At 75.2% G+C, this 13,638-nt stretch carries 11 protein-coding genes; 9 read left to right on the top strand and 2 right to left on the bottom strand.

Going from position 1 to position 13,638, the window contains the following annotated elements:
- Window positions 1–270 precede the first annotated feature (270 nt).
- Genes rosag_RS10700 through rosag_RS10690 form a run of 3 tightly spaced genes read left to right on the top strand, consistent with a single transcriptional unit; the run spans window position 271 to window position 5,421 of the window.
- The gene (locus tag rosag_RS10700; protein WP_284350110.1) at window positions 271–3,531 is read left to right on the top strand and encodes a SusC/RagA family TonB-linked outer membrane protein; all 3,261 of its coding nucleotides are present in this window, start codon (window positions 271–273) and stop codon (window positions 3,529–3,531) included.
- A 13-nt stretch (window positions 3,532–3,544) separates the two neighbouring features.
- Window positions 3,545–4,903 carry a SusD/RagB family nutrient-binding outer membrane lipoprotein gene (locus rosag_RS10695; RefSeq protein ID WP_284350109.1) on the top strand — a complete coding sequence of 453 codons (1,359 nt, stop codon included), beginning with the start codon at window positions 3,545–3,547 and terminating at the stop codon, window positions 4,901–4,903.
- Between the two features lie 5 nt (window positions 4,904–4,908).
- A complete protein-coding gene (locus tag rosag_RS10690; RefSeq protein WP_284350108.1) occupies window positions 4,909–5,421 on the top strand; it encodes a hypothetical protein in 513 nt (170 codons plus the stop codon).
- A 22-nt stretch (window positions 5,422–5,443) separates the two neighbouring features.
- Here the strand turns inward: rosag_RS10690 and rosag_RS10685 are convergent, their stop codons facing one another.
- Window positions 5,444–5,878 carry a hypothetical protein gene (locus tag rosag_RS10685; RefSeq protein WP_284350107.1) on the bottom strand — a complete coding sequence of 145 codons (435 nt, stop codon included), beginning with the start codon at window positions 5,876–5,878 and terminating at the stop codon, window positions 5,444–5,446.
- A 184-nt stretch (window positions 5,879–6,062) separates the two neighbouring features.
- On the opposite strand from rosag_RS10685, the gene rosag_RS10680 reads away from it, so the two are divergent.
- Entirely contained in the window at window positions 6,063–6,677 is a 615-nt protein-coding gene (locus tag rosag_RS10680) for a hypothetical protein (RefSeq protein ID WP_284350106.1), read from the top strand.
- Between the two features lie 43 nt (window positions 6,678–6,720).
- On the opposite strand, the gene rosag_RS10675 is transcribed toward rosag_RS10680, so the two are convergent.
- A complete protein-coding gene (locus tag rosag_RS10675) occupies window positions 6,721–7,845 on the bottom strand; it encodes a helix-turn-helix transcriptional regulator (protein ID WP_284350105.1) in 1,125 nt (374 codons plus the stop codon).
- 172 nt (window positions 7,846–8,017) lie between these two features.
- Between rosag_RS10675 and rosag_RS10670 the strand changes: the two genes are divergently transcribed.
- The 5 genes from rosag_RS10670 to rosag_RS10650 are packed head-to-tail and all read left to right on the top strand — an operon-like array spanning window position 8,018 to window position 13,603.
- Window positions 8,018–9,028 (top strand): 3-oxoacyl-ACP synthase III family protein, encoded by a 1,011-nt coding sequence (locus rosag_RS10670; protein ID WP_284350104.1) that lies wholly within the window; start codon window positions 8,018–8,020, stop codon window positions 9,026–9,028.
- Window positions 9,021–9,809, top strand: a complete 789-nt coding sequence (locus rosag_RS10665) for a glycosyltransferase family 2 protein (protein ID WP_284350103.1) — start codon at window positions 9,021–9,023, stop codon at window positions 9,807–9,809. Before rosag_RS10670 ends, rosag_RS10665 begins: the two co-directional genes overlap by 8 nt.
- Complete coding sequence (locus rosag_RS10660) at window positions 9,806–10,996, top strand: cytochrome P450 (protein WP_284350102.1); 1,191 nt, start codon at window positions 9,806–9,808, stop codon at window positions 10,994–10,996. The genes rosag_RS10665 and rosag_RS10660 overlap by 4 nt, the downstream gene beginning before the upstream one ends.
- The gene (locus rosag_RS10655) at window positions 10,993–12,567 is read left to right on the top strand and encodes a class I adenylate-forming enzyme family protein (RefSeq protein WP_284350101.1); all 1,575 of its coding nucleotides are present in this window, start codon (window positions 10,993–10,995) and stop codon (window positions 12,565–12,567) included. Before rosag_RS10660 ends, rosag_RS10655 begins: the two co-directional genes overlap by 4 nt.
- A gap of 7 nt (window positions 12,568–12,574) precedes the next feature.
- Window positions 12,575–13,603 carry an NAD-dependent epimerase/dehydratase family protein gene (locus rosag_RS10650; RefSeq protein WP_284350100.1) on the top strand — a complete coding sequence of 343 codons (1,029 nt, stop codon included), beginning with the start codon at window positions 12,575–12,577 and terminating at the stop codon, window positions 13,601–13,603.
- Window positions 13,604–13,638: the final 35 nt, after the last annotated feature.

The raw sequence follows: 13,638 nt of genomic DNA, 5'->3' as shown, positions 1-13,638 counted from the left end.
GGGAGTTGTCGCGGAGTTGTGGAGCAACGGCCGGTCATCCCACCGCGGGATGGGACGAGCCGCGCGTGGCCGCATGCGCGGCGTGCGCCCGCGTGGATACGGCGAGTGGGGACGGATCGCGCGCGCGGCTCGCGGCCCGGACGCGTCCGGTGACTGTCGCGCCGCGGCCGCGAGTCCGCCCGCGGGAATGGCCACGCGATGGCCCTTCGCATCGCACGCGCGTGCCTGTTCGCGCGTGCCCGCGCTCCCCACACGTAGGAGGACCGCATCATGAGAGGACCGCTCCGCCGCGCGCTCGCCGTCGCGGCGCTCGCGCTCGCGTCACCCGCCGCCGCCCAGGCGCAGCAGGCGGCGACGATCTCCGGCCGCGTCGTGGCCGACGACGGCCGCCCGCTCGCCGCCGCCAGCGTCTTCATCCCGACGATGAACCTCGGCGTGACGACGAACGCCACGGGAGGCTACACCTTCTCCGTCCCGGCCTCGCGCGTCACCGGCCAGACCGTCGGCCTCACGGCGCGCCTCGTCGGCTTCCGCCCGCAGACCGTGCAGATCACGCTGCGGCCGGGCACCATCACGCAGGACTTCGCGCTCGCCTCCGCGCCGGCCACGCTGAGCGCGGTCGTCGTCACCGGCGCCGGCACCGTGTCGACGCGCGAGCGGCTGGGCAACGTCATCAACTCGGTGGACAGCAGCGTGCTGCGGCGCGCGACGCAGCCGCAGAACGTCGTCTCCGCGCTCAGCGGGACGGCGCCCAACGTCATCGTGCGCACGTCGTCCGGCGAGCCGGGCGCGTCGGCGTCCATCCAGATCCGTGGCGCGACGTCGGTCACCGGCACCAACCAGCCGCTGTTCGTCGTCGACGGCCAGCCGATCGACAACACCACCACGTCCACCGCGCAGGGGCCGGCGGACTTCGTCGGCACGGGCAGCTCGGTGTCGCAGAACCGCGCCGCCGACATCAACCCCAACGACATCGAGTCGGTCGAGATCCTCAAGGGCGCGGCCGCCTCGGCGATCTACGGCGCGCGCGCGGCCAACGGCGTGGTGCTCATCACCACCAAGCGGGGTCGCCCCGGCCAGACGCGCTACACGCTCGGCTCGACGTCGACGTTCGACAAGGTGTCGAACACCGTGCCGCTGCAGCGCTCGTACGGCCAGGGCACGGGCGGCAACGCGGGGGCCTGCGCGGACCCCGACTGCTTCGCGCAGCTGCTGACGTGGGGCCCGCGGCTCTCCGGCGCGACGACGTACGACCACGGTGAGGACATCTTCAAGACCGGCTCGACGTTCGACAACAACCTGTCGATCTCCGGCGGCACCGGGCGCACGTCGTTCTTCCTGTCGGGCGGCCTCACGGCGCAGGACGGCGTCATCATCGGGCCGAACAACCGCTACAACCGCACGAGCGTGCGGCTGAAGGCGACGCACGCGCTGAACTCGCAGATCAACGTCGGCGGGAACCTCAGCTACATCGACACGCGCGGCCGCTTCGTGCAGAAGGGCTCCAACACCTCGGGCCTGCTGCTCGGCGCGCTGCGCACGCCGCCGGACTTCAACAACCAGCCGTATCTCGACCCGACGAGCGGGCTGCACCGGTCGTACCGCTTCCCGAACCCGACCAGCGCCAGCGCCACGGGCACGCGCGGCTACGACAACCCGCTGTTCGTCGCCTACAGCCCGGGCAACCAGAGCGAGCTGGGTCGCTTCGTCGGCAACGTGAACGTCGAGTGGAACCCGTTCTCGTGGCTGCGCGTGCAGGAGCAGCTCGGCGCGGACTACTACGCCGACGCGCGCCTCGAGGCGCTGCCGCTCACGTCGTCCAGCAATCCCGTCGGGCAGGTGACGCGGCTGGACCTCAACAACCTGATGATCGACAACAACCTGCTGCTGACGGCGAACCGCGAGTTCTCGCCGGCGTTCACGGGGCGCGTGTCGGTCGGGCAGAACCTCAACTCGCGGCGCTACCGGCAGATCTGGGCGCAGGGCCAGAACCTGATCGCGGCCGAGCCCTACGTCATGCAGAACACGGTGAACCCGGCGGTGCCGCAGGAGCTGCGCTCGCTGGTCCACATCGAGGGCTACTTCGGGCAGGTCGAGGCGGACCTGTGGAACCAGCTCTTCTTCACCGCAGGCCTGCGCAACGACGGCTTCTCGACCTTCGGATCGGGTGAGCGGCGCGCCAACTACCCGAAGGCGAGCCTCGCCTGGACGTTCACCAACGCCCTCGGCAACACGGAGCAGCGCGGGCTGCTGAGCCTCGGCAAGCTGCGCGCGGCGTACGGTGAGACGGGCCGCGAGCCGCCGGTGTACGGCACCATCACCGCGTTCTCGACGACGTCGGTGTTCGGCAGCGGCTTCGGGGACTTCATCAGCAGCATCCAGGGCGGGCAGGGCGGCGTGGTGCGCTCGCTCACCGGCGGCAATCCCGACCTCAAGCCCGAGCGCAATCGTGAGATCGAGCTCGGCGCCGACTTCGGCTTCTTCGACCAGCGCGCGGACCTCGGCTTCACGTACTTCCGGAAGAAGTCGTCCGACGTGATCCTGTTCGTCCCGACCAACGCGTCGGAGACGGGCTTCCAGCGGCGCCTCGCCAACGGCGCGACGATCGACAACCGCGGCGTCGAGGTGACGCTGAACCTGCGGCCGTACACGACGTCGGCGGTGGCGTGGGAGTTGGGCCTCAACTACGGCCGGCTGCGCGGCAAGGTCACCGACCTGCTGGGCGCGGAGTTCATCCCCTACAACAACGAGGGGTTCACGGGCTCCATCGGCACGTCGTCGGTGGGCTTCGCGCCGGGCGTCATCCGCGGCTCCGACTTCGCGCGCTGCGGCCGCGGCCTCGTGATCAACGACGTCGACATCGACGCCGGGTGCGGCCCCAACGCGAAGAAGGACGCGCTCTACCTCGCCGCCAACGGGCAGCCGATCTACGATCCGACGGATCGCGTGATCGCCGATCCGAACCCGCGGTGGAACATGGGCATCAACTCGTCGCTGAAGCTGTTCGGCAACCTGCGCGTCTCGGGGCTGCTCGACATCCGGCGCGGCGGGCAGGTGTGGAACGGCACGCGTGGGGCGCTCTACCGCTTCGGCACGCACCAGGACACCGAGGTGCGCGGCGGCTCGGGGACGTTCGGCGAGAACTTCTACACCGAGGAGTATCCCGACGTCGCCGGCCCGGGCGTGGGCGTCCCGTTCGCCACCACGCCGGCGCAGTGGCAGACGTGGTTCACGACCAAGGGCGGCAACGCCAGCCTGGCGCAGGCGCAGTTCGTCGAGGACGGCAGCTTCGTGAAGCTGCGCGAGCTGTCGCTCGCCTACACGCTCGGCCAGCGCTGGGTGCGGTCGCGCATCGGCGTCTCGAGCATCGACCTCCGCCTGGCGGGCCGCAACCTCGCCACGTGGACCGACTACCGCGGCCTCGACCCCGAGTCGAACCTGGGCGGCGCGGAGTACCTGACGCAGGGCGTGGACTACTTCAACAACCCGCAGACGCGGTCGTTCGTGCTCTCCGCCACCTTCAACCGCTGACCGGGAGACTCGCGTGCTGAGACGATTCCGACGCGCCGTGCCCGTCGCGGCGCTGGCCCTCGCCGGCGCCCTCGCGGGCCCGATGGCGTGCAACGACTTCCTCACCGGCGGGGACCTCGACCGCGATCCCAACCGCCCGCTCACCGCGCTGCCGTCGCAGCTGTTCGTCGGCGTGCAGAGCGCGCTGTGGGCGCTCCTCTCCAGCGACCCGACCCGCATCGCGGGGCTGTGGACGCAGCAGTTCGAGGGGGGCAACATCCAGTACATCGACATCTACAACTACGGCCGCGACGAGAGCACGACCAACGGCTTCTACCAGTCGCTCTACATCGGCGGCGGGCTGCCCGACATCCGCGAGGAGCGGCGCCTGGCGCGCGAGCTCGGCGACTCGCTGTTCGTCGGGATCTCGCAGATCCAGGAGGCGCTGCTGATCGGCACGGGCGCCAGCATCTTCGGCGACATCGTGTACACGCAGGCGCTCTCCGGGACGCCCAACCCGGCGCTCACGCCGCAGCTGGCCGTCTACGACTCGGCGCTGGCGCTGCTGACGCGCGGCATCACCAACGTCTCGTCGACGAACCCCAAGAACGTGGGCCCGGGCGCGGCCGACCTGGCCTACGCGGGCGACGCCGAGAGCTGGGCGCGGCTGGCGCACACGCTCAAGGCGCGCTACTACCTGCACTTGGCCGAGGTGCGCGGCGCGAGCGCGTACCAGAGCGCGCTGGCGGAGGCGCGGCAGGGGCTCACGACCGCGTCGCAGAACTACGTCGCGACGTTCTCGGGCGGGCCGCTGCAGCAGAACTTCTGGTACCAGTTCGCGGTCGTGAACCGGCCGGGCTACCTGGTGCCGGGCGAGACGTTCGTGGCGCTGCTGAAGCAGCGCAACGACCCGCGCCTCGGCCAGTACTTCAACGCCGACCAGAGCGACCTCTCCGACGCGCGGCTGGCGCCGAACGCCCCGCAGGCGCTCATCACGGCCAACGAGAACCTGCTGATCTGGGCCGAGGCGGCGCAGCGCACGGGCAACGAGGCGGAGGCGCGCACGCAGCTCGATCGCGCGCGGGCGCTCGCCGGCCTGCCCGCGTCGTCCCCGAGCCTCTCGGGGCAGGCGCTGCTGCGCGAGATCCTGACCGAGAAGTACATCGCGATGTTCCAGAGCCTGGAGGTGTGGAACGACTACAAGCGCACCTGCTTCCCGAACCTGACGCCGGCGGTGGCGGGCGAGCGCGTGCCCGGCCGTCTGTTCTACGACACGGCCGAGCGGCAGACCAACACGAGCATCCCCGACGCGGCGGCGCAGCCGTTCCGCAACGCCAACGATCCCGCCAACGCCACGTCCGACGCCACGGGCGAGGCGTGCAAGGGGCAGTGACGGGAATGCGACACGACGACGTGGGCGGCGGGCGCGCATCGCGCGCCCGCCGCGCGCGGTCCGCGAGAGCCACGCGCACGCTGCTGGCGACGCTGCTGGTGATGGCGTCGCCGGCGGCGGGGTGCCGCAGCTACGCGCCCGTGACGCCCGGGGACGGCAACGCCGGCCGCGTGGTGCGCGTGCGCCTGACGCCCGACGGCGGCAGCGCGCTCGCGTCCACCATCGGGCCGCGCGGCACCGCGCTCGAGGGGACGCTGGTGACCGCCGACGACTCGACGGTCACCATGGACGTGCGCGCGGTGACGCGCGAGGGCGGCGACGACGAGCGCTGGCCGGCCGAGCGGCTGCGCGTCGCGCGGCGCGGCGTGGCGGGCGTGGACGTGGTGCGCACGTCGGTGAAGCGCAGCGCGCTGCTGGCCGGCGGCGTGGTGGCCGGGCTGCTCCTGCTGCGCGCCGCGCTGGGCGGCAGCGAGAGCGTGGTGCGCGTGCCGGGCGGCGGGAGCGGCGGCGGGCGCTGAGCCCGCACGCGCTTCACCGCGCCTAGTGCACGGCCACCGACGACTGGCCGATGCGCGAGCCCAGCGTGAGCACCACCTGCTGCCCCGGCTGCACGGTGAAGCGCTCGCTGGTGAACGTCTCGCGCGCGCCGATGGGGTGCGCGATCAGCGACAGCGGCTGCGACGCGGCGGCCAGCTCCGCCGCGAAGCGCAGCGTGCGCGTCGTCGAGCCCGAGACGTTGCCCAGGCGCACGCGCCGCCCGCCCGCGCCCTGCAGCGTGACCGTGACGTCGGAGGAGTTGTGGTTCTCGACCACGACGTCCACGTCCGGCGCGCGCGCCGGCGTGCGCGACCCGGCCCGCTCGGCCGCGGCGGCGGTGTCGCCGGCGGAGGGGATGCGCACCGGGCGCGCACACGCGTGCGCCGCCACCGCGAGCAGCAGCACGGGCACCATGCGGGCCGTCATGCGGGACGTCATGTGGCGAGCGTAGGACCGGCGCCGCACGCCGTCAAGCAGGCTCGGAGGCGCGGGGCACGCGAAGGACGCGAAAATACGCGGAAACTGCGTACGGCGGCCGCGCGGGGCGGGCGTACTGTCGGGTGGGCGATCGCTCGCCCCTCACCGACATGCATCCCAGAGGACCTTCCCGAGGACCTTCCCGATGACCGCCAGCGTCTCCCCTCTTCCCGTCGTCTCCGCCGCCCGTCCGCCGCTCCACCGCACCCTCGGCGTGCTGGCGATGATCGGCAGCCCGATGATGCTCGTGCAGTACGTCTCGTGGCGCATCGCCGGCAGCGCCGCGCCCTCGCCCGAGAGCCTGATCGCGCAGGCCGAGTTCCTCCTCTACATCTGGGGCTTCGCGGCGGCGGCGATCGGGCTGCGCCTGCTCCGCGTGACCGGCACGGGGCGCGGCGCGGCGACCATCACCGCGATCCAGGCCGTCGGCCTGTTCCTGGCCTCGTGCCAGCCGCTGCTCGACCTCACCGTGGGCCGCGCGCGCGGCGGCGCGTTCTACATGGCGACCGACATCGCGTGGCCGGCCAGCCACGTCTTCATGCTGGTCGTGGGGATCGCGGCGCTGCGCGCGGGCGTCTGGCGCGGGTGGCGGCGGTGGACGCCGCTGGCGTGCGGGCTCGCCTTCCCGCTGATGGCGGCCGGCGCCGGGATCTTCGGGCGCGAGGCGATGGGCGCGGTGTTCGGGCCGGCGACCGCGCTGTCGTTCGGCGCGCTGGGGCTCGCGCTGGCCACCGCGCCCGCGCGCGACCGCGCGCGCTGATCGCGCGCTGATCGCGCGCTGATCGCGCGCTGATCGCGCGCGGTCAGGCCTCGGCGATCCGCGCGGCGACCTCGGTCCGCCGCGCGACGCCGAGCTTGCGGCGCACGCGCTCGGCGTGCGTGCGCGCGGTGTGCGGGCTGACGCCGAGCGTGGTCGCGATCTCGGCGTCGGTGCGGCGGTCGGCGAGCAGGCGCGCCACCGCGCACTCCTGCGCCGTGAGGCCGAAGCGCGCGCGCAGCGCGTCGGGCGCCGCGACCGCCGCCTCGGCGCCCGCGCGCTCCACGCTCACCCACACTAGCGCCTCGGCGGCCAGCGTGCCCTCGGCGGTGAAGCAGGCGCGCGCGCGCAGCCGCTGCGTGCCGACGCGCAGCTCGCGGGCGGCGGCGGGCGGTGCGTCGGCGAGCGCCGCCTCGCGCGCCGCGCGGCCGCCGCGCAGCGCGCCCACGCCGGCGGCCAGCGCGCGCAGCTCCGCGCGCAGCGACGCCTCGCCCGCCGCGCCGGCGCGCAGGCGCACGTCGGCCAGCAGCGCGGCGCAGGCGGGGTTCTCGTGCAGCACGGTGCCGCGGCGGTCGCACACGAGCGTCGGCTCGGCCAGCACGTCCAGCAGGCGCGCCAGCTCCGCGGGATCGGCGGTCAGCCGGTCCACCGCCTCCACGCCCGCAGCGAACGCCGGCGCCAGCAGGCGCAGCATCGCCGCCGCGCGGTCGCGCGCCGCGTCGTCGGGCCAGCGGGGGAGGGTCAGCATCAGGCGGTGCGGCGCGCTCGCGCCGCGGAACGCGCTGACGCCGAAGCTGAACGGCACCCCGAGCGCGAGCGAGAACTCGTTGTAGAACGGGCTCCGCGCCAGCTCCTCGCGCGTGCACACGTCCAGCTCGTGGCCCACCGGCAGGCGCCGCGCGAGCATGCGCGTCTGCACCAGGTCCTGCGCCGCGAACTCCGCGCGGTAGACGCGGTCGATGTCGTCCGGGACGTCGGTGTGCAGGACGCGGTGCACGGTGCGCTCGCTCATCGCCAGCACCGTCCCGTACGCGCCGCCGCCCACCAGGTCCGCGGCCGCCCGACAGAGCGTGGCGCTCCACGTGGACGCCGACCCGTGATCGGCGGGGCAGAGCGCGACGCGGAGCGCGTGCTCCAGGCGGGCCAGGTCGGCGGTGGCGAGGGGTGACATCGGAGGCGACGTACGGGTGGCGCGGCGGTGGGGTTTCCCCGGCGGCGTCCCGAACATGCGCCCTCGGGATCGGACGGGCTAGCTTGGGGGTACGCTCTCACAGGCGTGGGCCGATCCGGCGCTGCGCTCCTCCGCTCTCCGGATCAGCCCAGGACCAGCCGTCGAGCACCGCATGGCTCACCGCGTGCGCCTCCTTGGTGTGGCCGCCTCCCTGCCACCCCAGGTCCGCACCAGCAGCGAGGTCGAGGCGCTGATCGCCCGGGCCAGCCCCGGCTACCGCGTCCGGCCGGGCGCCGTCGAGGCGCTGTCCGGCGTGCGGACCCGCCGCGTCGCCGCCGACGACGTGCAGTGCTCCGACCTCGCGGTCGACGCCGCGCGGCGCGCGCTCGACGTAGCCGAGCGCCGGCCGGCCGACGTCGACCTGCTGGTCTTCGCCGCCGCGTCGCAGGACCTCATGGAGCCGGCGACCGCGCACATCGTGCAGGCGAAGCTCGGCACGCGCGCGCAGGTGTTCGACGTCAAGAACGCCTGCAACTCCTTCCTCGCCGGCGTGCAGGTGGCGGAGTCGCTGATCGCCAGCGGCGCGGCGCGCACGGCGCTCGTCGCCACCGGCGAGCCGTGCTCGCGCGCGGTAGCCTGGCGGGTGCGCGACGGCGCGGAGTTCCGGCGCAGCTTCCCGGGCTACACGATGGGCGACGCGGGCGCCGCCGCGGTGCTCGGGCGCGCGCCGGACGGGCGCGGGATCTTCCACCACCACACCGAGGCGCTGAGCGACCACTGGGAGCTGGCGACGATCCGCGGCGGCGGCTCGATGCACCCGCGCGACCACGCCCACGACTTCCTGCACGCCGACGGCGTGCGCCTCAAGGACGCGTTCATCGCGCACGGGCCGGCGGTGCTCGCGCGCAGCATGGAGCGCGCGGGCGTGACGTTCGCCGACTTCCGCCGCATCCTCGTGCACCAGGCGACGCTGCCGTACCTGCACGAGATGCTCGCGGCGACGGGGATGCCGGCCGATCTCGTGGAGCTCACCGTCGTCGATCACGGCAACATGGCCGCGGCGTCGCTCCCGGTGGCGTACGCGCAGGCCACGGCGCGCGGCGCCCTCGCGCCCGGCGACCGCGTGCTCTGGGTGGGGCTGGCGAGCGGGATCAGCGTGCACGTGATGATGAGCGATGTCTGACGCCACGGACGCGCCGCACGCCCTGTTCGTCGTCGTCCCCTACCACGACGAGGCCCGCGGGATGGCGGCCACGCTGCGCGCCCTCGCCGCGCAGACCGACCGCGCGTTCACGCTCGTCCTCGTGGACAACGCGAGCACCGACGACGGGCCGGCGATCGCGGCCCGCTTCGCCGCGTCGTGCGCCGCGGCACCCGATGGGCTGCCGCGCGTCCATCTCGTGCACGAGCCGCGGAAGGGCACGGGCGCCGCGTCGGACACGGGCTTCCGCCACGCGATCGCGCACGGCGCGCGGTGGATCGCGCGCACCGACGCCGACTGCATCCCCGCACCCGACTGGGTGCGCGCGCTCCGCCGCGCCCTCGACGACGACGGGCTGGAGTTCGTCGCGGGGAAGATCCGCCCCCGGCGCGACGAGGGCCCGCTGTCGTGGCGCGCGCGCGCCGCGCTGGCCGCGATGCTGTTCGTGGCCGAGCGGTACGGGCGGCTGCACCGCCGCGGGCCGCAGTTCCGCTATCCGTACATCATGGCGGCGGGGAACAACCTCGCCATCGGCGCCGCGCTGTACGAGCGCGCCGGCGGCTTCCCGCGCACCGCGATCGAGGAGGCGCACGAGGACCGCGCGCTCTCGGAGGTCGTGCGCACGCTCACCGACCGCGCGGCGGTGCGGCGCGACGTCGTCGTCTACAACTCGGTGCGCCGCGTGCGCGCGTACGGCTACCTCAACACGCTGCGCTGGTACCGCAACCACGGCTACCGCCCGGCGACGGTGGACGTCCGGTGAGCGCGACGGCCGCATGGCACGACGCGCGCGTGAACGCGGCGGCACACCCGTTCGGCTGGCCGCTGACGCGCCTCGTGCGCTGCGCGGGGCCCGTGGTGCGCGTGCCGGGGCTCGGGCTCGTCGTCAGCGGCGCGGCGCTCTGTCACGAGGTGCTGACGCGCGACCGCGACTTCGCGAAGAACGGCCCCGGCAGCTTCGCGGCGACCATGACGCGCTTCCTCGGCCCCGCCGCCCTCTCGAACATGGACGGCGACGCGCACCAGCGCCTGCGCGCGCGCGTCGCGGACCTGCTCGCGCCCGCGCCGGCCGAGGCGCTGCTGGCGCTGGCGGAGGCGCCGCTCGCGCGGCTGCGCGCGGAGCTGACCGCGGGCGACGCGGTGGACCTCGTGCCGCGCGCCCGCGCGCTCAGCGGCCGCGTCGCGCTCGACATGCTGGGGGTGACCGCGGACGACGGCGACGATTCGGCGCTGGCGCTGCTCGCCCTCGGCGAGCGCATCGCGGCGGGGCTCGGCTTCCGCGCGCCGTCGGCGCGGCGCGCGCGCGCGATGCACGCCGACTGCGACCGCCTGGCCGCGATGGCGCGCGCGCGGTGGGACGCGCCGGACGTCGCGCCGCGCTCCGTGATCGGACGGCTGCGCGCGCTCGGGCTGACCTTCGAGGAGGCGCGCGGCGTGCTGTCGATCCTCCTGCTCGCGGGCGCGATCACGACCGCGGCCGCGCTGCCGCGCCTCGTCGCGCTGCTGGTGGACGGCCAGCAATGGGAAGCGGCGCGCGCTCGCGCACAGTACGATCTCGGAGCCGTGCTGGCGGAGGGGCTGCGCTTCGCGGCGCCGGTGCCCGCGACGGTGCGCATCGCGGCGCGCGACGTGTCGCTCGACGGCCGCCGCGTGCGCGAGGGCACGCGCGTCGTGGTCCTCGCCTGCAACGCCGCGCGCGATCCCGCGCTCTTCCCCGATCCCGATCGCTTCGACGTCACGCGCACGCACGACGCGCGGGCGCGGCACCTCTGGTTCGGGGCGGGGCCGCACTTCTGCATCGGCTTCGCGCTGGCGCAGCGGCAGCTGCGCCGCACGCTGGAGGCGCTGCTGGCGGTGCCGGGCACGCCGCGCATCGTGCACCGCCGCGCCGCGCGCGGCGCGCTGATCCCGGCGTACGCGTCGCTCGTGCTGCGGGTGGAGCCGGCATGAGGACGCTCGCGCTGCTGGACCGGCTGGCCGCGCGCGCGGCCGAGCGACCGGACGCGCCGGCGGTGGCCAACGACGATGGGCGACCGGTGGACCGCGCGACGCTCGTGCGCCGCGTGCGCGCGCTCGCGCGCGGCCTCGTGGCCGCGGGGCTCGCGCCCGGCGATCGCGTGCTGTTCGCCGTGCGCCCCAGCGTCGAGGCGATCGTCGCCATCCTCGCGGTGGTGGAGGCGGGCGGGGTGCTGGTCGCCGCGGAGGTGGGCACGGGGAGCGCGCTGTTCGCCGCGCGCATGGCGCTGGTGCGGCCACGTTGGGTGATCGGTGAGTCGCTGCTGCTGGCCGCCGCCGGGAGCCGCGTGGCGCGGGCGATCGCGCGCCGCCGCGGCGTGGACCTGCCCTCGCTGGACGCGCTGCGCGAGGCGCGGCTGGTGCGCGTGGGCCCCTGGCTGCCGGGGATGCGCGGCGCGCGCGCGGCCACCGCGATCGAGCGCGCGGGCGTGGAGGCGCCGCACGTCGCGCTGCCCGCCGCGAGGGAGGACGCGCCGGCGTTCGTCGTCTTCACGTCGGGCACGACGGCCGCGCCGCGCGCGGTCGTGCACACGCAGCGCTCGCTGCGCGCCACGCTGGACGTCGTCGGCGCATCGCTCGCGGTCGCTGACGGCGACGTGCTGTACGCGGGCGAGCTGCACCTCGCGCTCCCCGCGCTGCTGGCCGGCGCGCGCGTCGTGGTGCCGCCGCGCGGCGCGCTCGATCCCGCCGCCACCATTCGCGCGCTCGCGGCACACGGCGCGACGCACACCTTCCTCGTGCCGGCGGACGCGCAGCGCGTGGCCGACCACCTGGCCGCGCGCGGCGCCGCCTGCCCGTCCACGCTGCGCCACCTCCTCCTCGGCGCCGCGCCGGTGGAGGTGCCGCTGCTGCGCCGGCTGCGCGCGGTGCTGCCGCCGTCGGCGACGGCGTGGGCGATTTACGGGATGACCGAGATCCTGCCGGTGGCGACCGTCTCGATCGACGAGAAGCTCGCGTGGACCGGCGAGGGCGACCTGCTGGGCGCGCCGGTGCCAGGGATCGAGGCGCGCGTCGCCGACGACGGCGAGCTGCTGCTGCGCGGCCCGCAGCTCTGCGCCGGCTACCTCGGCGAGCCTGAGATGACGGAGCATGCGACGGGCGACGTCGTGCGCGTCGACGAGCACGGACGGCTGGTGCTGCTGGGGCGCGCGAAGGACATGATCATCCGCGGCCACCACAACGTCTATCCGGCGCTGCACGAGCCGGTGGTCGCACGGATCCCGGGCGTGCGGCGGTGCGCGATGGTCGGCGTGCGAGACGACCGCGCGTCCGACGAGCGCATCGTGCTCGTCGTCGAGCCGGACGCGGGAACCGACGCGGCGGCGCTCGCGCGCGCGCTGCCCGCGGCGCTGCGTGCGGAGGCCACGCGCATCGACGACGCGGCGCTGCCGGACCGCATCCTCGTGATGGCCCTGCCCGAGGTGGGGCGCTCGCGCAAGATCGACCGCGCCGCGCTGCGCGCGCTCGCGGGCCGCGCGCTGCGCGAGACGGCGGAGCGCGCGTGAGGCTGCGATGAGGATCGCCGTCACGGGCGCGAGCGGCTTCGTCGGCGGGCGCGTCGCGCGCGCGCTGGCGGCCGCGGGGCACACGGTGCTGCCCTACGGCCGCCGGCCGGCGGCGGCGCTGCGCGAGCCGTTGCCCGGGTACGTCGCGTGGGACGTCACCGGCGGGCCGATCGACGCGCCGGCCGTGCACGCGGTGGTGCACTGCGCCGCGCGCGTGGACGACTGGGGCCCCGAGTCCGCGTTCCACGCCGCGAACGTCGAGGGCACGCGCGCCGTGCTCGCGACCTGGCCGCGCGCGGCGCGCGTGGTCTACGTCAGCACGAGCAGCGTCTACTCTGACGGCGTGCGCATGGTCGACGTGCGCGAGGACGCGCCCACCGGCGACTGCGCGCTGTCCGCCTACGCGCGCACCAAGGCCGCGGGCGAGCGGCTGGTGCTCGCGCTGGGCGCGCGCGGCGTCGTGCTGCGGCCGCACGTGGTCTACGGCCCCGGCGACACGACGCTGATGCCGCGCGTGCTGGCCGCCCGCTGGCCGCGCGTGCGCGCCACGACCTACGCCGGCCGGTGGCAAGTCCGCCGCGTCGTCCCCGTGCCCGACGGCGGGCGCCACCGCCTCTCGTCGACGCACGTCGACAACCTGGTGCACGCGATCGAGCGTGCGCTCGCGGTGCAGGACGCGCACGGCGCCTTCAACGTCGCCGACGCCGGCGCGCCGCGCACCGCGCGCGAACTGCTCTACCGCGTGCTCTCCGACTCGGGCCAGCCGGCCGACGTCGTGTCGGTGCCGGCCGCGGTGGCGATGCGCGTCGCGGCGGCGGCCGAGTGGACGTGGCGGCTGGCCGGGGCCCGGCGCGGGCCGCCGATCACGCGCTACGCCGTCGCGCAGCTCTCGGAGGAGCACACGCTGGACACGACGCGCGCGCGGGAGGTGCTGGGGTACCGGCCGCGCTGGAAGGCGGGGGAGGGGCCGCTGCGCGACCCGGGCGAGATCCGCACCTGGACGCGGGTCAGGATCGGCCCCGTCTCCGGAGACTGAACACAAGTCGCCGTCGGGGTTATACTTAGGCGCGG

Origin of the sequence: Roseisolibacter agri, assembly GCF_030159095.1 — a bacterium.
Lineage (GTDB): Bacteria > Gemmatimonadota > Gemmatimonadetes > Gemmatimonadales > Gemmatimonadaceae > Roseisolibacter > Roseisolibacter agri.
Note: the sequence above shows the minus strand (reverse complement) of the source record. Positions and strands in the feature narration are given on the sequence as shown.

Coding starts and splice junctions, on each gene's coding strand:
- rosag_RS10675 (WP_284350105.1), bottom strand. CDS start 7,845: ATGTCACCCCTCGCCACCGCCGACCTGGCCCGCCTGGAGCACGCGCTC.
- rosag_RS10685 (WP_284350107.1), bottom strand. CDS start 5,878: ATGACGTCCCGCATGACGGCCCGCATGGTGCCCGTGCTGCTGCTCGCG.
- rosag_RS10655 (WP_284350101.1), top strand. CDS start 10,993: ATGAGGACGCTCGCGCTGCTGGACCGGCTGGCCGCGCGCGCGGCCGAG.
- rosag_RS10690 (WP_284350108.1), top strand. CDS start 4,909: ATGCGACACGACGACGTGGGCGGCGGGCGCGCATCGCGCGCCCGCCGC.
- rosag_RS10680 (WP_284350106.1), top strand. CDS start 6,063: ATGACCGCCAGCGTCTCCCCTCTTCCCGTCGTCTCCGCCGCCCGTCCG.
- rosag_RS10670 (WP_284350104.1), top strand. CDS start 8,018: ATGGCTCACCGCGTGCGCCTCCTTGGTGTGGCCGCCTCCCTGCCACCC.
- rosag_RS10665 (WP_284350103.1), top strand. CDS start 9,021: ATGTCTGACGCCACGGACGCGCCGCACGCCCTGTTCGTCGTCGTCCCC.
- rosag_RS10700 (WP_284350110.1), top strand. CDS start 271: ATGAGAGGACCGCTCCGCCGCGCGCTCGCCGTCGCGGCGCTCGCGCTC.
- rosag_RS10650 (WP_284350100.1), top strand. CDS start 12,575: ATGAGGATCGCCGTCACGGGCGCGAGCGGCTTCGTCGGCGGGCGCGTC.